General features: G+C 59.0%; 15 protein-coding genes and 1 pseudogene. 11 read left to right on the top strand and 5 right to left on the bottom strand.

Annotation, left to right across the window (positions count from 1 at the left end; translation table 11 throughout):
- Window positions 1-50 precede the first annotated feature (50 nt).
- Window positions 51-1,505, bottom strand: coding sequence for a glyceraldehyde-3-phosphate dehydrogenase (locus tag EPN96_01720; protein ID TAL18508.1), 1,455 nt, complete (start codon window positions 1,503-1,505; stop codon window positions 51-53).
- A gap of 148 nt (window positions 1,506-1,653) precedes the next feature.
- Between EPN96_01720 and EPN96_01725 the strand changes: the two genes are divergently transcribed.
- The 5 genes from EPN96_01725 (at window position 1,654) to gap (ending at window position 5,061) form a co-directional block, all read left to right on the top strand.
- Window positions 1,654-2,253 carry an XRE family transcriptional regulator gene (locus EPN96_01725; protein ID TAL18509.1) on the top strand — a complete coding sequence of 200 codons (600 nt, stop codon included), beginning with the start codon at window positions 1,654-1,656 and terminating at the stop codon, window positions 2,251-2,253.
- 1 nt (window position 2,254) lies between these two features.
- Window positions 2,255-2,764 carry a hypoxanthine phosphoribosyltransferase gene (gene hpt / locus EPN96_01730; protein TAL18510.1) on the top strand — a complete coding sequence of 170 codons (510 nt, stop codon included), beginning with the start codon at window positions 2,255-2,257 and terminating at the stop codon, window positions 2,762-2,764.
- 50 nt (window positions 2,765-2,814) lie between these two features.
- Window positions 2,815-2,919 (top strand): rubredoxin, encoded by a 105-nt coding sequence (locus EPN96_01735; GenBank protein ID TAL18511.1) that lies wholly within the window; start codon window positions 2,815-2,817, stop codon window positions 2,917-2,919.
- 136 nt (window positions 2,920-3,055) lie between these two features.
- The gene (locus EPN96_01740) at window positions 3,056-4,063 is read left to right on the top strand and encodes a hypothetical protein (GenBank protein TAL18512.1); all 1,008 of its coding nucleotides are present in this window, start codon (window positions 3,056-3,058) and stop codon (window positions 4,061-4,063) included.
- On the top strand, window positions 4,060-5,061 hold the full coding sequence (gene gap / locus EPN96_01745) for a type I glyceraldehyde-3-phosphate dehydrogenase (protein ID TAL18513.1): 1,002 nt from the start codon (window positions 4,060-4,062) through the stop codon (window positions 5,059-5,061). The genes EPN96_01740 and gap overlap by 4 nt, the downstream gene beginning before the upstream one ends.
- A 115-nt stretch (window positions 5,062-5,176) precedes the next feature.
- On the opposite strand, the gene EPN96_01750 is transcribed toward gap, so the two are convergent.
- Complete coding sequence (locus EPN96_01750) at window positions 5,177-5,434, bottom strand: hypothetical protein (protein ID TAL18514.1); 258 nt, start codon at window positions 5,432-5,434, stop codon at window positions 5,177-5,179.
- Between the two features lie 296 nt (window positions 5,435-5,730).
- On the opposite strand from EPN96_01750, the gene EPN96_01755 reads away from it, so the two are divergent.
- Entirely contained in the window at window positions 5,731-8,904 is a 3,174-nt protein-coding gene (locus EPN96_01755) for a hypothetical protein (GenBank protein ID TAL18515.1), read from the top strand.
- Window positions 8,905-12,188: 3,284 nt separating this feature from the next.
- Here the strand turns inward: EPN96_01755 and EPN96_01760 are convergent.
- Both EPN96_01760 and EPN96_01765 read right to left on the bottom strand, forming a co-directional pair.
- Window positions 12,189-12,272 (bottom strand): annotated as a pseudogene (locus EPN96_01760) (carbon monoxide dehydrogenase).
- 179 nt (window positions 12,273-12,451) lie between these two features.
- Window positions 12,452-13,072: a hypothetical protein gene (locus EPN96_01765; GenBank protein ID TAL18516.1), complete on the bottom strand. Its 621-nt coding sequence runs from the start codon at window positions 13,070-13,072 to the stop codon at window positions 12,452-12,454.
- Between the two features lie 276 nt (window positions 13,073-13,348).
- Here EPN96_01765 and EPN96_01770 point away from each other — a divergent pair, with 276 nt between their 5' ends.
- The 5 genes from EPN96_01770 (at window position 13,349) to EPN96_01790 (ending at window position 18,734) form a co-directional block, all read left to right on the top strand.
- Entirely contained in the window at window positions 13,349-13,702 is a 354-nt protein-coding gene (locus EPN96_01770; GenBank protein ID TAL18517.1) for a PilZ domain-containing protein, read from the top strand.
- Window positions 13,703-13,788: 86 nt separating this feature from the next.
- A complete protein-coding gene (locus EPN96_01775) occupies window positions 13,789-16,116 on the top strand; it encodes an RNA-binding transcriptional accessory protein (protein ID TAL18518.1) in 2,328 nt (775 codons plus the stop codon).
- Window positions 16,117-16,222: 106 nt separating this feature from the next.
- Window positions 16,223-16,885 (top strand): HD domain-containing protein, encoded by a 663-nt coding sequence (locus EPN96_01780; protein ID TAL18519.1) that lies wholly within the window; start codon window positions 16,223-16,225, stop codon window positions 16,883-16,885.
- Between the two features lie 88 nt (window positions 16,886-16,973).
- The gene (locus EPN96_01785; protein TAL18520.1) at window positions 16,974-17,423 is read left to right on the top strand and encodes a MerR family transcriptional regulator; all 450 of its coding nucleotides are present in this window, start codon (window positions 16,974-16,976) and stop codon (window positions 17,421-17,423) included.
- Between the two features lie 732 nt (window positions 17,424-18,155).
- Complete coding sequence (locus EPN96_01790; GenBank protein ID TAL18521.1) at window positions 18,156-18,734, top strand: hypothetical protein; 579 nt, start codon at window positions 18,156-18,158, stop codon at window positions 18,732-18,734.
- A gap of 41 nt (window positions 18,735-18,775) precedes the next feature.
- Here the strand turns inward: EPN96_01790 and EPN96_01795 are convergent, their stop codons facing one another.
- Window positions 18,776-19,417 carry a carbonic anhydrase gene (locus EPN96_01795; protein TAL18522.1) on the bottom strand — a complete coding sequence of 214 codons (642 nt, stop codon included), beginning with the start codon at window positions 19,415-19,417 and terminating at the stop codon, window positions 18,776-18,778.
- Window positions 19,418-19,560: the final 143 nt, after the last annotated feature.

Below are 19,560 nucleotides of genomic sequence, written 5' to 3' on the forward strand. Positions count from 1 at the left end.
GACCCGCGCCCGAGAAACGACGCTGACCTTCGCCGAAAGAGGAAGCCGACTTACATGTTGGGCAGTTCCGGCAGATTAATCCCCGCCATCTGCTGCACAACTCTCATCAACTGGCAGGTATAGCCGAACTCATTGTCGTACCAGACGTAGAGGACGATGTTTCGCGGATCGGCTTCGTTAACCAGCGTCGCTTCCCCGTCCACCACTCCGGCGTGGCGCGAGCCGATGATGTCGGAGCTGGCAAGTTCGTGGGAGGAGATGTAGTCGATCTGGTTCTGCAGCGGGCTGTTGAGCGAGATCGAACGCAGGTAGGAATTTATCTCCTCTTTCGAGGTCGGCTTTTCAAGGGAGAGCTTGAGGATGGCCATCGAGACGTTGGGGGTGGGCACGCGAATGGCGTTGCCGGTCATTTTCCCCTTGAGCTCGGGCAGGACCTTGGAGACGGCCCCGGCTGCTCCGGTGGAGGTGATGACCATATTCAGCGCGGCGGCCCTGCCCCTGCGCGGCTTTTTGTGGAAATTGTCAATCAGGTTCTGGTCGTTGGTGTAGGAGTGGATCGATTCGATGTGGCCGTTGACTATGCCGTACCTGTCGTTGACGACCTTCAGCACCGGGGCGATGGCGTTGGTGGTGCAACTCGCCGCGGAGACGATCTGCTCGTCGGGGTCGAGGGTCTCGTGGTTGATCCCGTAGACGATGTTGGGCACGTCGCCTTTGCCGGGGGCGGAGAGAAGAACCTTCTTTATGCCTTTGGCCTTGAGGTGTCTCGAAAGGCCCGCGCGGTCGGTGAATTTCCCCGTGTTGTCCACGAGAATGGCGTCCTCGATGCCGTACTTGGTATAGTCTATGTCCTCGGGGTTGGCCGAGTCTATGAGGCGCATCAGGTTGCCGTTGGCTATAATCGCGTTTTCTTCGGCGTCCATCTCTATGGTGCCGGGGAACTTGCCGTGAATGGAGTCGTAGCGAAGGAGCGCGGCGCGCTTTTCGAGGTCGTCCGGGGTGCTGCGCCTTACGACTATGCCGCTGGGGCGTATCTTGTCGCCCTTGCCCACCTTGTCCACCAGAATGCGGGCCACGAGGCGTCCTATCCTGCCGAAGCCGAAGAGGACCAGGTCCTGGGGCTTCCGGAGGACGGGATGGAGCCCGGTGCAGACGCTTTCAAGCTCCTTCGCGACAAAGGCGTCCACCGAGGAGGCCCCTGACTTTTTGAATTTGTAGGTCAGCTTGCCGAGATCTATCCTGCAGGGGCTGAGATCGAGCCTGCAAAGGGCCTCCAGCACCGGGAAGGTCTCTTCCACAGTGAGGTCTTCGCCGGTAATCAGTTTCGCGTAGCGGTGAACCTTTATTACGTCCACCGAGGAGACTTTGGCTATCGAGCGCCCGTAAACGTGCATCAAAACGCCGCGCTGTATTCTAAGTTCGTTAAGATAGGCCAGCATCTTTGTCGCGGCGGCTTCGGCCTGGGTCCATGCGTCAAAGAATACCTTTTCCTTGGCGAGATCCATCTTTATCTTACCTCCCGGAACGGTGAATTATGGTATTAATTGAGGGTGAACAGTATACACCACCAAGGGCCGGGGATAAAAAACTTTTCATCAAACAACGGTTGCATTATTTCATGCCGCAAGGCTGTGCATTCAGGTCGAGGGAAAAATGAAGGGGCTGGAAGAAGACGTAAAGGATCTCGCCATCGGCGACAAGATCCGCAGGCTCAGGAGAGAACTCGATTTCACCCTGCAGCAGCTTTCCGACAAGACGGGGCTCTCCAAACCCCTTCTTTCGCAGGTAGAAAACGGCCACGTCGTGCCCCCCGTGGCGACCCTGATGAGAATCGCCAGGGCTCTGGGGGTGAACATCTCCTTCTTTTTTCAGGAGGAGGAAGAAGATGTCCGCGTCTCGGTGACCCGCCAGGCGGAGCGCAAGCTGGTCGGGCCGAGGCCTCACCACCCCAGCGACGAGATGGGGTACAGCTACGAATCCCTGGAAATTCACAAGGCGAAAAAATCCATGCAGCCCCTCCTCGTCACCTTCGCGAAAGCCAGCGACAAGAGCCTTCGCTACTACAGCCACGACGGCGAGGAGTGCGTCTACATAATCAGCGGCAGGGCGGAGTTCATAAGCGACGAGGGGCGCTGGAAGCTGGAGACAGGAGACTGTCTCTACTTCGATTCCGACATTCCCCACGCCTTCCGCGCCATAAGCGAGGAGACGGCGCGGGCGCTGGTGGTCCTCTTCCCCGGCCGGAAGCTGTGAGATGAAAACTCTCTTTGACGCCGGGGATATCGACAGGGAGGTCGCGCGGGTCGCCTCCGAGATAGAGAGGGATTTTGCGGGCGAGGAGGTGCTCCTGCTCGGGGTGCTGACCGGCGCTTTCATCTTTCTTTCCGACCTTTGCCGCAAGCTGAAAATCCCCTGCGAGGTGGATTTCATCCGCCTCTCCTCCTACGGCGACAAAACCGTCTCCTGCGGGGAGGTCGCCTGCGGCCTCGGGCAAAAGCTCTCCTGCGAGGGCAAAAACGTGATAGTCGTCGAGGAGATTGTCGATTCGGGGCGCACCCTGCGCTTCTTCCTCGATTCCCTTGAAAAATCCGGCGCGAAAAAAATCCGCGTCTGCGCCCTCGTGGACAAGAAGGGGCGGCGGGAAGTGGAAGTTCCTGTCCATTACGCCGGGTTCGCCCTCGACGACGGTTTTCTGGTGGGCTACGGAATGGATTATGCGGAAAAGCTCCGCAACTTGAACCGGATAGCCGTCATAGAAGATTGATAAGGCTGTTCAAAACATCGTGGAAACAGCAGTTTTTCAAGGAGAAAAAAATGGCCGTGTGGAAATGCCCCGATTGCGGTACCGAAAAGGACTCTCGCTGCAAACCCAAAACCTGCCCCAAGTGCGACAAGCCGGTGACCTTCATTAAAAAGTAGGAAAACCGCCGTAAAAGGCGGTCTCTTCGGGCAGCCTTTTATTTTTTTATAAATGCTCCTCTTTACGGGACAAAATTCCCATCCGGGGTATAATACCTCCACGGGATAACCTTTAACTTTAAAGGGGAGCGTTGACATGACACTGCGCATTGGAATCGTCGGCTTCGGCCGGGTAGGACGGGCGCTTTTCAGGCTCGGCTACAACCGGCCCGATATCGAGTTCGTCGCGGTATGCGACGACGGCGACCCGGAGTCGCTGGTCTACCTCCTTAACCACTCCACGGTAGAGGGGAATTTCAAGACTCGGGCCGCCCTCGACGGAAACTACATAACCTGCGAGAAACAAAGGGCGCGCTTCCTCCGGCGGGCGGAACCGGGCACAATCGCCTGGGACTGCCTCAAGGCGGACGTGGTTTTCGAGTGCACCGGCCGCTTTGGCAGCAAGGAAGAGCTTGGCAAGCACGTCTCGGAAGGGGCGGGCTACGTGGTCGCCTCCACTCCCGTCACCTGCGCCCCGGTGGTTGTGCGGGGCATCAACTGCCAGAACATTCCCTCCGGGGAGAGGGTCATCTCCTGCGGTTCCAGTTCGGTGCAGGCGCTCGCCCTTGCTTTGAAGGTGCTCGAAGAGGCTGTGGGAATCGAAGCTGCCTCAATGACAACCATCCACGCCTACACAGGAGACCAGCAGCTCTCCGACGCGGGCAAGGCAAAGGGCCGCTGGAGCCGCAGCGCCGCACAGAACATCATCCCCAACTACACCTGGGCACCCTGTGTGGTCGAAGAGATAATGCCCTCCGTGAAGGGGAAGATCGAGGGGATTGCGCTCAACGTCCCCGTGGCGGCGGGCTCCAACATAGACCTCACCGCGAAGCTCAAAAGAGAGCTCACCGCCGAAGAGGTTAACCGCTACTTCATGAGAGCCGCCGAGGGCGACCTTAACGGCCTTCTGGGCTATACCGACGAGAAGATCGTCTCCAGCGACATCATCGGCGACACCCGCACCGCCGTCCTCGATTCCGCAGCCACCATCGCCCTCGCGGGGGGGATGGTAAAAACCCTCCTCTGGTTCGACAACGGCTGGTCAATAGCGCAAAGGATGCTCGAAACAGCCGAGCTTCTCTGCAATAAAGGAGGGAAGTCATGAGAATCGCGATTAACGGATTCGGAAGAATCGGCCGTAGCGTCTACCGCCTCCTCAACGCCAGAAAGGGCGTGGAGATAGTGGCGGTAAACGACCTCGCCTCCCCCGAGGCGCTCGCCTACCTCCTTCGCCACGACACGGTTATGGGGCCCTTCAGCGAAGTCGCGAAGATTGAAGAGGGGATTTTGATAACCGACCACCAGAAGACGAAGATTCTGGCCGAGAAAAACCCCCTCGCCCTTCCGTGGAAGCCGCTCGAAATCGATTTCGTAATCGAGGCCACGGGCGTTTTCACCAAGCGGGAGCAGGCCGCGATGCACATAGAGGCGGGCGCGAAAAAAGTCATCCTGACGGTGCCCGCCAAGGACGAGGTAGACGCGACCATCGTCATAGGCGTCAACGAAGGGTCGCTTAGGCCCGAGCACCAGATTGTCTCCAACGCCTCCTGCACCACCAACTGCATGGCCCCGGTCGCAAGGATACTCCACGAGTCCTTCGGCATCGAAAGCGGGCTTATGACCACCGTCCACGCCTACACCAACGACCAGCGCCTCGCCGACGTTCCCCACTCCGACTGGAGGCGCTCCCGCGCGGCGGCCGAGAACACCATACCCACCTCCACCGGCGCTGCCAGGGCGGTGGGCAAGGTCATGCCGGACCTCAAGGGCAAGCTGGACGGCATGGCGGTGCGCGTGCCGATTCCCGACGGCTCGGTGGTGGACCTTGTGACCTGGATGAAGAGGCCGGTGACGGTAAAAGAGGTCAACGAAGCGGTTCTGGAGGCCTCGAAGACGCCTCGCCTCGAAAAGGTCCTGCGCTACAAGGCCGGGCCGATAGTTTCGAGCGACATCATCGGCGACCCGCACTCCGCCATCTTCGACGCGGAGCTTACGCAGGTTGTCGGCGGAAGGATGCTGAAGACCATCACCTGGTACGACAACGAATGGGGGTACTCCAACCGCGTGGTCGATCTTCTGGACCTTCTCGACGCCATGCGTTAATTTCCGTTCCGGGATAACAGGAAAGCCCCTCCTCCATCACTGGAAGAGGGGCTTTAGTTTGCCGGTTTATCGCTTTATTCCCTCAGACGCCGGACAGTCTCAAAAGGAACTTTGCTCAGGCGCTTACAAAGTCGGGGGCTATTTTTTCTTCGCCGGACTTCACGGCTTCTTCTTTTTCTCCGGCCGAGGCGATAAGAGCCTTCGTCAGAGACCTTCTGGTCATCTCCACAGCCACTCCCGCGCCGAGAATAGTCGCGATTATGAGCGCGAAGACGGTGAAGAACCCCGGAATCCTGAAGAGAATCGTTGCCGTAACGGCTGCGAACGCCAGCACGAAGGCCCCGAACAGTGAATCTGCAACTCTCCTTAACATGGGTGTCTCCTTTCTCCCTGAGACCAGAAAAAATACCCCGGTCCCCCTTGCGCTTTTCTTCATTTATTAAAAGCTTAGGCCCTGCCGCTTTCATTTCATTTACATATCGCGTCAAAAATTCTTCCTGCCGAAGGGGTGATTTCGGGGGCTTATTTACGAAATGGCTTGCAATCAAACGGTTTTTTGCTATGTTTGTATTGTAGTTTCCTCCCTTGGCGACAAAACTTTTTTCCTTTCATCTTCTTCCGTCGGACGGTTGTTTGCTAATCGGAGGAGACCCGGCAAGGAAAGCGCCAATGCCACCGCTCAAGATCTCAAAACCCGTTTTGACCCAGGTTCTGGAGAGGGAGAGGCTGTTCACCCTCTTTAGGGCGGGCCTTAGCCGACCGGCTATCTGGGTTCACGGCCCGGCCGGGTCGGGCAAGTCCACCATGCTCGGCTCTTTCGCCCCGAAAACCGGCCGAAAGGTAATCTGGTACCAGATGGACCCCTGGGACGCCGACCTCGGCTCCTTCTTCCACTTTCTGGCGATGGCGGTTGAGGAAGCGGACCCGGGGGGCATGGAGGAGATGCCCGTCTTCGCTCCCGAATATGCCTTCGGCCCCGAGCCCTTCGCCCAGCGGTTTTTCGACATACTCTTCAAGAGGCTGGGGGGCGAGGCGCTCCTTGTCTTCGACGACTGTCAGGAGGTCCCTGACAATTCCCCGGTATTCAGGCTTCTCGGCTCCCTCATCCCCCGGCTGCCCTCGGGCATCACCCTGGCCTTCGCTTCCCGCTCCCCGCCCCCGCCCTCCTTCGCGACCGCCGAGGCGAAATCCGCCCTTCTGAAAATATCCTGGGAGGATCTGCGCTTCTCGCTCGCAGAAGCGGGGATGATGGCGGCTCTCCGCGACAGGGGAAGCCGTTTCGACGCCGCGCTCTACGAGAAGACAAGGGGCTGGGCGGCGGGTCTTGTGCTTCTCCTCGAAGGCGGTTTTTCCAGCGCCCACTCGCCGGGGACCGAATCCTTCACCGCCCCGGAGGCCTTTTTCGATTACTTCGCCAACGAAATTTTCGAGAAACTCGACGGCCGCTCCCGCGACACTCTGGTCACCCTTTCGATGATGCCCTTCCTCTATCCCGAGCCCGCCCGGGCGCTCACGGGGAACGACAACGCCGAGGCGCTTCTTGAAAAACTCTCGCGGGAGAACTTTTTTATCACCAGAAAAGACGGCGAGGAGAGGGCCTACAGCTTTCACCCTCTCGCCCGCGATTTTCTCTTCCGCGAGGCGAAAAAGCGCTTCCCCCCGGAGGAGTTCGCGGCCTTGCAGGTCAGGGCGGCAAAACTCCTCAACGAGTCGGGCCACCCGGAGAGCGCCGCGAGGATTCTTATCGGAGCGAAGGCCTGGGACGAGGTGGTGCCGATTATCCTCGCCAACGCCCGCGCACTTGTTAAGAGAGGGCGGGTGAAGTTTCTGGAGGAGTGGATTGAGGCGGTGCCCCAGGAGGTGGTTTACGCCTCGCCGCGCCTCGCCTACTGGAGAGGGCTTTGCAGGCTTCCCTACGACCCCCCGAGGGCTCTTGGGGATTTCGAGGGTGCTTTCGAGGGGTTCGAGCGTAGCGGCGACGCCAGGGGAGTGTTTTTGTGCTGGGCGGCGATGGTCGAGGCGATTCTCTACAGTTTTGGCAATTTTGCGCGCCTCGACAAACTTATCGAAAATCAGGAAACGCTTGAAAAGCGGTTCGGGATACCGCCGGGCATGGTCGAGGCGAGGGTCTGCGCCGGGATGTTCCTCGCCCTCCTCATGAGAAACCCCGGCCACAGGGACTTCGAGGAATGGAGGCAAAGGGCTCTCAACCTCGCCCGGAGCCTCGGCGAGCCCAATCTTCTCGCCTTTGTCCTCTACTACAACGCGCTGGACGCGCAGCTTCGCGGCAAGTTCCCCCGCGCCGAGGTCGCAATAGCCGAGCTTAGAAGCCTTTCTTTGAACGCGCCGCTTCTTCCGGTCCTGAAACTGACCCTCAAACTTATCGAGACGATACAGCTCAATTCGCAGGCCCGCCACGAGGAGTGCCTGAAGTGCGGGGAGGAGGCGCTCCAGTTCGCCCGCTCCACGGGGGTCTTCCTCTTCAACTTCCGCCTCAAGGCCCAGATGGCCTGGTCGGGGATAAACTGCGGGGATTTCGAGGCCGCGGACAGATATATCGAAGAAATGGAAAGGTCTTCCGTCGTCACCCTCGACTGGAACGGGTCCACGATGGCCTTTCTGAAGGCCTACAGGGCCTACGTTAACGGCGAAAACGCCAGCGCGAGGGAATTCGCGGCGCGTTCGCTCGAACTCGCGAAGGCTTCGGGGTCCTTCAAACAGCTCTGCAACAGCAGGATACTTCTGGCGGGCATCGAAACGGAGCTCGGCAATTTCGCCGCTGCCCAGAACCTCATCGCCGAAGGCGACGAGCTGAGCAGGGACGCGGGAATCCCCCTGATTTATTTTTCCCTGAGGCTCTCTCACGCCTGGCTCCTGTTCAAATCCGGCAAGCCCGATCCGGCGCTGGTGGAGCTTCGCCACGCCTTCGCGGTCGGCAGGAAGTACGGCTTTACCAGCACCCCGGTGTGGCATGGCGCCGTGATGGCGGTTCTCTGCAAGAAGGGGCTGAAAGCCGGGATTGAAACCGAATACGTTAAAAAGCTGGTGACGGCGCGCAGCCTCACGCCGAGCGCCCCCCCGGTGGACGTCTACGACTGGCCGTGGCCCATCCGCATCATGAGCTTCGGGGCTTTCACCATCGAGCTTGACGGAAAGCCGGTTCCCTTCACCGGCAAGGTGCAGAAAAAACCTTTGCAGGTTCTGAAGCTCCTCGTCGCTTCGGGCTCTCGTCCGGTCTCGGACGACTCGCTTGCCTCGATGGTCTGGCCCGACGCCGACGGCTTTGCCGCGAAACAGTCCCTGAGCGTCACCCTGCACCGCCTGCGCCTGCTGCTGGACTCCAAGGACGCGATTCTTCACGAAAACGGCCAGCTTCACCTGAACCCGCGCATCGTCTGGATAGATACCGTCGTCTTCGTGAGACATCTGAAAAAGGCCGAGGAGGAGGCGCGGCTGGGAGACGCGGCGGAGGCGCTTTTGCAGCTTGAGAAGGCCAGGGAGCTCCACAGGGGGCCCTTTATGGGAGGGGACTCGAGCGAGGCGCTTTACGTCGGAGCGAGGGAAACCCTCCGCGAGGCGATTTATTCCGCGATTAACGACGGCGGAAGATACTTTGAAAACCGGGGCGACTGGGAGGAGGGCGCGCTCTGGTATTCTTCCGGAATCGAGCTTGACCGGCGGGCCGAGGGTTTTTACCAGAGGCTCATGCGCTGTCAGGCCGAGCTGGGCAGAAATTCGGAGGCGGTGCTCACCTTCAACCGCCTGAAAAAGATTCTCTCATCCCTCTACGGCGTCGAGCCCTGCGAAGAGACGATGGCCCTCTTCACCTCGATACCGCGTTAGCGGGTCCAAAAAGTAAAACTCGCTCTCTTCTCTACCCGGCGTAAGTTATGAATGTTGTCCAAAAAAGGGCGGACCCTGCGGCCCGCCCTTTTAATTCTATCTCGTATTTCTTACGGCACCGGGGCCAGGGACCATGTTCCGCCGAAAGCGCACGGCGGATCGGTTGCGGGCTGGTAATTGGCGTAGGTGCCCGACATGGTGGTGCCGGCAATGGCGGTAACCGTGAAAGTAGGCCACGAAACGAGGGAAGGCACGTAACCGTCGGGGTAGATGTTGAGAGTAGCCGGAGTCGAGCCTTCGAGGCGCCAGAACGCGGGGCGCTCTATTTTCCCCGTGGTGGTGGTCCAGACGTAGACGGTGTCCATCCAGAAGACCGCGTTGAAATCCGAAGGGGTAGTGAAGGCGAGTTCGAGATATATCGTCTTTGCGGGATCCAGGGGGGAGTTCCCGCCGGCGTCTTTCGGGTAGCAGGCGTTGGCGGTCTCGATGATCGTCAGCACGTAGTTGTCTTCGTCTATCGAGCCGTCGCGATCGTTGTCGATGCCGTCGCCGAGGGTTCCGCCGGGATCGCCGACGCCGGGACTGACGGAGGGATCGAAATCGTCCGGGTCGCTGGCGTCGCCGGGCACCCCGTAGAAGCCGTCGCCGTCCTCGTCCCAGCGCATGGATTTGAAGGCTTCCAGCCTGTCGTAACAGGTGTACTTGTACTTGTTGTCCTTACCCGTGACAACGTCCTTGAAACCGCTGGCGTCGTACTCAAAGGTCACGGAGCCGGGGACGCCGGAGAAATTTTTCGTCTCTATGTTGATGTTTGACTTGCCCGTACGAAGCGGCGAGCAGTAGAGGAATTCGTAGTACTTCCAGGCGTTCACCAGCAAAGAATCCCCTACTTCGAGGAAAGCTTCGGAAACCGTCGGCACTTCGCCCACTACGTTCGCGATAAGGCCGCTCTGGTTTACGCCCTCCAGCAGTTTGCCGAGAGAAACGCCGCCGTCGGTTGTCAGAAGGGAATCGCCGGAAACGAGGAGGCTCCCGCCGGAGTTGTAGAGCCAGCCGGAAAGCGCCTCTATTTCGGCATCTGTCAGGGGCGCGGTTCTGCCGTGAATTATCAGCAGCTCTTTTCCGGTAAGAACAGCGGAGGTGAGCGCGCCAGTAGTCTCGGTTATCGCCCCCGCCGTAGCGGAATCGAGGGCCGCTCCGGCCTGGGCTAAAGAACCGCCGAGCACGCTCGCGGAAACATCGCCGTCATCGACCAGAATGTCGGCGGTTCCGAGGTTGCCGCCGGTAAGCCAGTCCGCAGTTTCGAGGAGGAAGGTGCCGTTCGCGTTGACGGGTGCGGCCGTGACTGCTTCGAGAACCGAGGTGGAGCCGATAAGAACCGTTCTGCGCGAATTGTCGGCGGGATCCTGATAAGCGCTTGCCCCGGAAGCGCCGTTGGAAGCCACCGCAAGGCGGGAGCCGCCCTCGACGACTCTGAAGGAACCGCCGGAAGCCAGGGCTATTTCGCCGATTGTGTAGGGTATCAGGTCGTCCTTGACGATAAGGCTTTCCGCGCTGACGATTTCGCCGCCGAATTCAAAAACGCCGTCGCCTATGGAGGAGGGCGCGCTTCCGGCGCCCGAGATTATCAACCCTCCGCCGCTTCTGGCCCAGTTGAACAGCTCTTCGTACTCCGCTTCGGTGAAAAGAGAATTTACGGAGTGAAGGATGACCACGTTGGCGCTGGAAAGGTCCCCGATTGTAAAATCGTTAACCGTCGCGGAGGAGCTTCTGAGCTCGGCGGTAAGAGCGGAAAGGTCTCCGCTGTCCGCCTTTACCAGGACGCTTAGCCCTGCGAGGGTCTTCCCTTCGCCCGCCGCCCAGGCGACAGCCTGCCTGGCGAAGGTCATATTTGCGGCAAGCTCGAGTATCTGGCCGGAGCCGAGAAGCACCAGCCTGTTGCCGAGCATTGTCTGGTAAGCCGCCGCGCCGACCCTGTCCGAGGAGTCGGAGGCCAGGGGAGCCCCGCCATCCACCTGCATGAAGGAACCTCCGGCGCCGAGAGCCAGGGTAGCGACGGAAGCAGTAATCTCATGGCCGGGGACCGCGGCGAGGGAGGTTGCGGCGACTTCCGGCGGTGAGGCGAACTTTATGCCTTCTCCGCTGAATTTCAGCCCCGAATCTCCCGAGATGTCACGGAGCTTGGCGATCGTGCCCGAAGAGGGGTTGCCGGAATCGGCGAGAATGAAATACGCGCTGCTGCCCGTAACGCCGAGAGCCGCCTTGGCCTCGGTATTCGTCGCCCCGCCAGCGCTGTCGTCCATGCCGTCGGTAAAGTAAACCAGTGCGCCCGCCCACTCCTCTTCCATGATGCGGGTAGTGGCGGTCGGATCGTCGGGGTGCGGGGAGAGCACGTAGTTCATGAAGAAATTGGTCTGGTAGGAGGTCAGCTCCTCGGCTCCCTTCTTGATCGACAGCCAGAGGGGTTTTGAGATGTTGGTGGTGAGGTAGCCCCTCACTGTGGTTTCGAGAGCAGGCGAGTTCAGCAGGGCGGGGTTTAATTTCTGCTTCACCAGAGCCGAGCCGTCGGAGCCGAGAACCAGATAGACGTTTACGATAACGTCCGGGGCGGAGACCGTGTTGTAAAAATCTCTGGCCGAAGCGAGCATGTCCGTAAGGGTCGTCTTTGCGGGATCGGCTATGCTGGCCGAACAGTCGAGAAGAAGGACGATATCCGTGCGGGTCGCATTCAAAGTGGTGTGAATAAGTTCGTAATAATTGTCGGTGTAGCGGCTCGCCACGCTGGCGTTGGGGACGACGGTGGAGCCGTCCTTGACGACTATATCGTTTCCGGCGGTGGCAGGATCGTCGAAGGTGTAGATTCCCGTTTCAGGCAGTCCGCGGTTGTCCAGCGAGGAGATGAGGGCGAAGACGTTGTTGGGGGCGTCCTTCTTGTAAGCCTTCGCGAGGGACAAATCAACGCCGGTAAGAGTGAATATGCGCGCGCTGGACCAAGTGACGGTCCGGGTGGCGTCGCTGGTTACGGCCCGGACCCTCCAGTACCAGTCCCCGAGTTGGGCGGAGGAAGTCGCGCCAAAGCCGTAGGTCATCGTCGCATCCGGGGGAACCGGAAGAGCGACGAGTATCGGCTCTTCAAAGGTGGCGAAGTTGGGGTCGCGGCTGAGCTGCAGTTCGTACCCCGTGACTATGCTGTAAAGGGTGTTGTCGTCGGGATTCCGCGAGGGGTCCCAGGAGAGAGTCACACCGGGAGCGTAAAATTCCGCGTTTGCGAGAGGGGCCACGAGCGCCGGAGCGGCCACCGGGGGAACGACCACGTTGCCTCCTCCACCGCCGCCACCACCGCCGCCGCCTCCACCGCCCCCGCCGCCGGAGAAGGCGTCACCCTCTCCGGTGAGTCCGCAACCGGCAAGGAAAGCCGCCAGAAAGAGGCTTGCAATTATTGTTGTCACTCTGCGTGAAATATGAAAACGCATATCGCCCTTCCTTTTTAAATGCCGGGGCCTTGGGCCCCTTCACAGAACAGCCGAACGAAAGATTTAAGAGCCGTTCAGCGGCCGCCGAATTCCATTCCGATTACAGCGCCCGCCCCCAAACCTCCTATGTTTCGGTACGAGCCCAAAAGTTTTGCGCTGCCGAAGGTGTAGCGCAGATCCAGCCCGGCGTGAAAAACACCGCCGAGCCGCACGTAGCTACCCCCTCCGAACCAGTATCCGTAGCCGGACGATGTGTCTTCGCCCAGTTCCTCATGGTCTATCGTGGCTGTGGCGCCTGCGATTCCGCCCTGAAGATAAGGGTCGAAGATTCTCGAAGGCAGGCCGACCCGTTTTCTTATCCCGAGATAAAGCTTGGTAATCGATCCGTCGACGCTGTCCCCCGAATCGGTTTTGTCCGAGGCGGCGGAGTAGTAGAGGGAGCCGCAGAGGCCAGCCGGCCAGAAGCGGCCTTCGTACCCCAGATCGATGCCGTAATAAAGGGGGGTGTGGATGGGTTCCCAGTCGTGCGGGTCCAGAAGCTCCATGCCCAGGGTTGCGTTTATGTCCAAAGTCCCCTTGAAGTCACCGACCCTGTTCTCCGAAAGCGCCGTGGAAGGGAAGAAAAAAACGGCCGCCAGAAAAACAACGCTGAAAAGCGTTCCAAGCGTTTTCGATGCCGCGAAACGGTGGACCATCAAACAACACTCCCGCCTTGGCGCCACCGCCGAATGGCAAGCGACCGCACAAATAATCCGAATGGTGGATCATGGAAAGACTCCAACTCTGGATGGTACCGGAAAGGGAGGTTTTACGTCAAGGGGCCGCATCTTAAACCTTCTTCGGGAAAGCTAAAAATCCCGAAGTGCAATGCGGACAACCTCCGATTCTTTCGCCTTTGCTGAATTTTGTCCCCGGGGGGAGGTTGAATTGATTTTTCAAAATCGTATAATGCGTTAGGCGCAAGTAACATTGTGAGGATGCGAATGTACCTGAGAAACAGGCCGAGGATACAAGTAAATTTGCCTGTAAGGGCGGGGGGTTTCTCCGAATCCCTCTTTACCGCCACCATGCTGAGCTCCGCCGGCGGCTGCATCGAAGGCGACGCTCCCATCGGCAGCGAGGGCGAGCTCGTGCCCATCCTCCTGGAGATCGAAGACGGCAAGGTAAACGCAGACGCCAGGATTATAAACGTCCGCCTTGAAAACGGCAGGTCAAGCTGCGGCTTCACCTTTGAAAACCTCTCCTTCGAGGGCGCCACCCTCATTCATGATTTTCTCGCCAAAACCATGCTGGACGCTTTCACCGGCGAGGACGCCGGGCTGTAATCCGCTCCTCTCCACTGCCTTGCCGGTCTGAGCGCTTTGCCGCTTCACCGGAAACCTTCGCCTTGTCGGCGTCCCTGAAGGAAAAAATGCGAAAAACCCTCTATCAAAAGATCGCGGAAGAACTTTCGGCCTCCGAAGCGCAGGTCAGGGCCGCCGCCGGGCTACTCGACGAGGGGGCCACCGTGCCCTTTATCGCCCGCTACAGAAAAGAGGTCACCGGCGGACTCGACGACACCGCCCTTCGCACCCTTGCGGAGCGGTTGACCTACCTTCGCGAGCTTGAAGAGCGCCGCGAGGCCGTCATTAAATCCGTCTCCGAACAGGGTAAGCTCACGCCCGAGTTGGCCGGTGATATCTACGAAGCCGAAACCAAGGGAAGGCTCGAAGACCTCTACCTCCCCTTCAAGCCCAAGAGGCGCACAAAGGGGCTCATCGCAAGGGAAGCGGGTCTTTCGCCTCTGGCCGAAGCGCTGCTCGGGAACCCCCTGCTGTCGCCGGAAGCTGAAACCGGGAAATATGTGGACCCCGAAAAGGGAGTCGCCGACGTAAAGGCGGTCCTCGACGGGGCGAAATACATACTGATGGAGGACTTCGCCGAGGACGCCGACCTCGCGGGAGCTCTCAGGGAATATTGCTGGCAAAACGGGCTTGTCGTCTCGAAGGTAATCCCCGAGAAGGAGGTTGCCGGGGCTAAATTCCGGGATTATTTCGAGTACTCCGAGCCGATAGCCAAAATCCCTTCGCACCGCGCGCTCGCCCTCTTTCGCGGCTTTCACGAGGGATTTCTCTCCATATCGCTGGAGCTTCCCGAAAAAAGCGGCGCCTCCACCCACCCCTGCGAGGGGATTATCGCGAAGAAATTCGGGATACGAAACGAAGGGCGACCGGCGGACAACTGGCTTGCCGAAACCGTCCGCTGGACCTGGTCGGTAAAGCTCCACTCCCGCATCCAGACCGACCTCTTCGGCCGCGTCAGGGAGGCGGCGGAGGAGGAGGCGATACGGGTCTTCGCCGAAAACCTGCGGGCGCTTCTTCTCGCCGCTCCCGCCGGGCCGAAGGCCGCGATGGGGCTCGACCCCGGCCTTAGAACCGGCGTCAAGGTCGCTGTGGTTGACTCCACCGGGAAGGTTCTCGACCACACCGCCGTCTACCCTCACCAGCCCTACAACAAGGAGGCGGAGGCGGCGAAGATTCTGCTGGCGCTGGCCGAAAAGCACGGCGTGGAGATAATCGCCATCGGCAACGGCACCGCCGGGCGCGAGACGGAGTCCTTCGTCGGCAGGATGCTCAAGGCGAGGCCGGAGCTGAAAATCCAGAAGGTGATGGTCAGCGAGGCGGGGGCCTCGGTCTACTCCGCCTCGGAGCTTGCCGCCAAGGAATTTCCCGATCTCGACGTTACGGTGAGGGGCGCTGTGTCGATTGCGAGAAGGCTGCAGGACCCCCTCGCGGAACTGGTGAAGATCGACCCCAAATCCATCGGCGTCGGCCAGTACCAGCACGACGTGAGCCAGGTGAAGCTGGCGCGCTCCCTCGACGGGGTCGTCGAGGACTGCGTCAACGCCGTGGGAGTGGACGTAAACACCGCTTCGGCGCACCTTCTGGCGAAAATCTCCGGCCTTTCCTGGACGCTGGCAAAAAACATTGTTGAATTCCGCGACGAATACGGAATCTTCAAAAGCCGCGAGCAGCTTCGCTCGATCCCCCGCTTCGGCGAGAAGACCTTCGAGCAGGCCGCAGGTTTTCTGCGGGTGGCCAACGGCGACAACCCCCTCGACAATTCGGCGGTCCATCCCGAAGCCTACGTGGTGGTGGAGCGCATGGCGAAAAAGACCGGGAAGGGAGTGGACTCTTTGATCGGAGACGCAGCCTTCCTCCGGAAGCTTCGCGCCGACGATTACTGCGACGAGCGCTTCGGGGTGCCCACCGTCACCGACATCCTCCGCGAGCTTGAAAAGCCCGGCAGGGACCCCCGCCCGGAATTTCGCACGGCGACCTTCGCCGAAGGCGTCGAGGAGCTCTCCGACCTTCGGCCGGGGATGCTCCTCGAAGGCACCGTCACCAACGTCGCCAACTTCGGAGCTTTCGTCGATATCGGGGTTCATCAGGACGGTCTTGTCCACATCTCCGCCATCTCGAAGAAGTTCATCAAGGATCCGAGAGAGGCGGTCAAGGTCGGAGACATAGTAAAGGTAAAGGTTCTGGAGGTAGACCTGCAACGAAAGCGCATCGCGCTCACGATGCGCCTCGACGACGAGGTGCGCGAACAAAATACAGCGGGGCAGGGAGGGAAAAATCAGGAGGCCGGACGCGGGGAGATACGAAAGTTCTCTGCGGACAAAAAAGAACAGGCTCCCAAAAGCTCCTCCCCCTTCGGCTCCCTCCTCTCCGAGGCGCTCCGGAAAAAGGTAAAATAGCGCGTCCCTTGAAGTCGTATCGCGGCGCTCAACAAATTCATTGAATTCCCGGCGGATATGAACCAGAATTTACTTACGGGATTAAGATGGATTCGGAGGTTGCGGAATGGAACCGGAAAATCAGAAAGCCGCCGAGACGCAGGAAACCCTCCTCGATCTGGTTTTCGCCCTCGGCTCGCTCATCGAAGCTCGCGACTACTTTTCCGGCCGTCACACCGGAAGGATACAGAAGTACTGCAAGCTCCTCTCGGCGGAGCTCGGGCGCGGCGTCTATTCCAGCGTCATCGACGAGGATTTCATTACCCTCATCCACGGAGCCAGCGCCCTTCACGACATAGGCAAGGCCGCCCTTCCCGACTCCATACTCATGAAATCGTCGGTTCCCTCCGAAGACGAGAGGGAAATCCTCATGACCCACACCACCGTCGGCTCGAACGTAATCGACCACGTCATGTGGAAGCACCCAGAGAGCCGCTTTTTGCGCATGGCCCGCGACATGGCCCGCTCGCACCACGAGAGGTGGGACGGCTCCGGCTTTCCCGACAGCCTCATGGGTGAGTCTATCCCCCTTTGCGCCCGCATCCTCTCTCTGGCGAAAGTTTACGACGCCATCCGCTCGAACCGCAGCTACGCCCCCTCCTTCCCGCACGACGAGGCAGTCCGCATAATACGCGACGTGGTCCCCTCCCGCTTCGACCCCAACGTGCTCAATGCCTTCCTGAACCTCTCCGGAGAATTCGACAGGATTTTCGCAGCCTCGCAGGGCTGACCCCGAGGGTTGACGCGCGCGGCACATAGCCGGATAATAATCACAGATTTTTTACGGTATTACCGGACCGGGGAGCGCGCGGACTCCCCTGGCCCCCTTACGTTCGCGTCAGGAATCGAGGGAACAAGCGGTGGAACAGTCGACCTGGACGATAAGCGAGCTTGCCGACGAATTCGGCATAACCGCCCGGACCATACGCTTTTACGAGGAAAAAAAACTCCTCTCCCCGAGGCGCAGCGGCGGCGACCACCGCCTTTTCGACAAGCGCGACCGCACGAGGCTCAAGCTCATCCTGCGGGGAAAGAAGTTCGGCCTGACCTTAGAGGAGATCTCCAACATCCTCGGCAGCGCCACCGCCGACCGCAACGAGGCCGAGCAGGTGCGCACCGCCCTTCGCCACTTCGAAAGGGTGCTAAAGGACCTTGAAGCCAGAAAGCGGGGGATCGAGGAGATGGAGAAAGAGCTTCTCCAGTACATGGGGGGGATAAGGACGCGCCTGGCACAGCTCGAAAACCGCGGTGACGATAATCCTTATTGAGAAGGGCGGGCCTGACACCAATCTTAAAAGAAGTTGCGCAGGTCGCGCCAGAGGAACGAAAGCCGACAAAACCTTATCGTAAAAATCTTTCACAGCTAGCGGGGCTTGGCGCGCCCCGCCCCCGCGCCCCACTTTTTGTCGAAAAAGTGGGACAAAACTCGGCCCGGAAGGAGCCGCTCGCTCTTCGAGCGACCGGTCGCTGCGGCGGGGGCGTGAGGGGGCACCCGTTCGCTGCGCTCGCTAAGACCCCCCCGCCGCCCTTTCCGCCTTAAGCTCCCTGCGTCACCTACGGGCCACGGGGAGGACGAAAGGATAGCTCGTCCAAAAACAAGTTACCGGAATGTTTTTGTCCTCGAAGGTAGATTGTCTACACGTATGGCTTGAATAGTTGTAAATAATTTACCTTCGAGCCGATAAGTTCATAATGAATTTCACTTATCGGCGAGCCTTCACCTCGTTCCCCACGCCCTCCGGCGCCAGCGAGTGAGAGAGCGAGGGTGTTCCGAGCTCAATCTGAGCCGCAGCGAATTTGAGCTCGCCGAGCGACGAACGAGTGCTTTGGCGCAAAGGGGGCGCGCCTTTTCTTCCCACCGCTTCTTTTGGGCGGTCAAAAGAAGCGGTGCCGGGTGCGGGCGGGTAGCCCGCAACCATAAACAGACTTTCACAAAAGGGTTTTAAGAGGTGGGCCGAGCCCACCCTGCTACTTACGTGCTTGTTAAAGCGGAGGGTTCAATGGGCATGGAACATTTTGAGTATAAACGAATTACTTGTCTCTGCGGAAAAGGCAGTTTCGTCGCAAGGCATTACAGCCCAGATTATCCATTTGGAGGCGGCTCTTATCAATACAGATATTCTATTGAATGTGAAGAATGCATAAATAAGTACGAAATTGTCGAACAGGGCAAGGTAGCTGTTCCGGTATTGTTATCGGATTTGAACCTGCAAAAGGAATTATTTAAGCGTTGGCACCAAATGTCAGCTGAATTCATGAAACACGAAATAGTCGCACAATATATTGAAAAGTTTACGTCTCTGCTTGCAAAGCAACCGTCGATTGCTGCTGCTCATAGGTTAGCATCTATAGTAGACAGTGGAGTGGGTTCGTATAGTTCTTTTTGCAGATCATGGTCAGGTGCTGCTCCATGGGTGCAGCGAAATATAAGGCCAAATAATTTACCCAGCATCATAAATGTCCTAGAAGCTGAAGACAAGAAAGTAACATCTATGTTGAGTGAGATCGATTCAGTACTTAAGAAAGCTCAAACAGATCTGAAATCTCAGGGTGTCCCTCTCGTAGACAATGTCCCTTAGTTGGAATTGGTTCGGCCCAAGCTTACTGACGACCGATGAGGTCAACCCCCCATCTTTTTCGGCAACCTGTACGCCGCCGGGACCTCCTCGGGTTTTTCCAGCGTAGTTCCGAGATCTTTCAGTATCCCGTCGTGGATGTCGTAGATCCAGCCGTGGACCGCCAGCTCCCTCCCCTCTGCCCACGCCTCCTGCACGAACGAGGTCCGGCAGACGCTCTGCACCTGGTCCAGCACGTTTATCTCGCAAAGCCTGTTCACCCGCTCCTCGAAGGAGAGCGCGTCAAGCTCCTCCTGATTGCGGACGTAGGCGTCGCGGATGGGCCTAAGCCAGTTGTCTATGAGGCCGTGGTGCTGGTGGTCGAGGGCGGCCTTCACGCCGCCGCAGCCGTAGTGGCCCGTAACGATGACGTGGCGCACTTTGAGTATCTGTATGGCGTACTGGAGGACCGAAAGGCAGTTCAGGTCGGAGGAGGAGACCACGTTGCCGACGTTGCGGTGGACAAAAAGATCTCCGGGCAAAAGCCCGACGATCTCGTTGGCGGGAACCCTGCTGTCGGAGCAGCCTATCCAGAGGTACTCTGGCTCGTGAAGGTCCGCCAGCCGCGAGAAAAACGCGGGTTCTTTCGCGGTGAGGGCCTCGGCCCATTTCAGATTGTTCTCGAAAAGACGGCTCAGCCTTCGCATGAAATCTCCGGATTACGGTAATAGCTGTAAAAAACTTACCTTCGAGAACAAAAGCTCAAAACGATTTCGCTTTTGTTCGAGCCTTCTTTTTCGTCCTCCTCGTGGCCCATACGCGGCGCAACGAGTGGAGGCGTCGGGCCGGC

The sequence above is a fragment of the bacterium genome (genome assembly GCA_004322275.1).
Classification (GTDB): Bacteria; Desulfobacterota; Deferrisomatia; order Deferrisomatales; family BM512; genus SCTA01.

What these genes read in the sequence shown, in the direction of transcription:
- EPN96_01720 (TAL18508.1), bottom strand. Translation starts at nt 1,505, where the DNA reads ATGGATCTCGCCAAGGAAAAGGTATTCTTTGACGCATGGACCCAGGCC.
- EPN96_01725 (TAL18509.1), top strand. Translation starts at nt 1,654, where the DNA reads ATGAAGGGGCTGGAAGAAGACGTAAAGGATCTCGCCATCGGCGACAAG.
- hpt (TAL18510.1), top strand. Translation starts at nt 2,255, where the DNA reads ATGAAAACTCTCTTTGACGCCGGGGATATCGACAGGGAGGTCGCGCGG.
- EPN96_01735 (TAL18511.1), top strand. Translation starts at nt 2,815, where the DNA reads ATGGCCGTGTGGAAATGCCCCGATTGCGGTACCGAAAAGGACTCTCGC.
- EPN96_01740 (TAL18512.1), top strand. Translation starts at nt 3,056, where the DNA reads ATGACACTGCGCATTGGAATCGTCGGCTTCGGCCGGGTAGGACGGGCG.
- gap (TAL18513.1), top strand. Translation starts at nt 4,060, where the DNA reads ATGAGAATCGCGATTAACGGATTCGGAAGAATCGGCCGTAGCGTCTAC.
- EPN96_01750 (TAL18514.1), bottom strand. Translation starts at nt 5,434, where the DNA reads ATGTTAAGGAGAGTTGCAGATTCACTGTTCGGGGCCTTCGTGCTGGCG.
- EPN96_01755 (TAL18515.1), top strand. Translation starts at nt 5,731, where the DNA reads ATGCCACCGCTCAAGATCTCAAAACCCGTTTTGACCCAGGTTCTGGAG.
- EPN96_01765 (TAL18516.1), bottom strand. Translation starts at nt 13,072, where the DNA reads ATGGTCCACCGTTTCGCGGCATCGAAAACGCTTGGAACGCTTTTCAGC.
- EPN96_01775 (TAL18518.1), top strand. Translation starts at nt 13,789, where the DNA reads ATGCGAAAAACCCTCTATCAAAAGATCGCGGAAGAACTTTCGGCCTCC.
- EPN96_01780 (TAL18519.1), top strand. Translation starts at nt 16,223, where the DNA reads ATGGAACCGGAAAATCAGAAAGCCGCCGAGACGCAGGAAACCCTCCTC.
- EPN96_01790 (TAL18521.1), top strand. Translation starts at nt 18,156, where the DNA reads ATGGGCATGGAACATTTTGAGTATAAACGAATTACTTGTCTCTGCGGA.
- EPN96_01795 (TAL18522.1), bottom strand. Translation starts at nt 19,417, where the DNA reads ATGCGAAGGCTGAGCCGTCTTTTCGAGAACAATCTGAAATGGGCCGAG.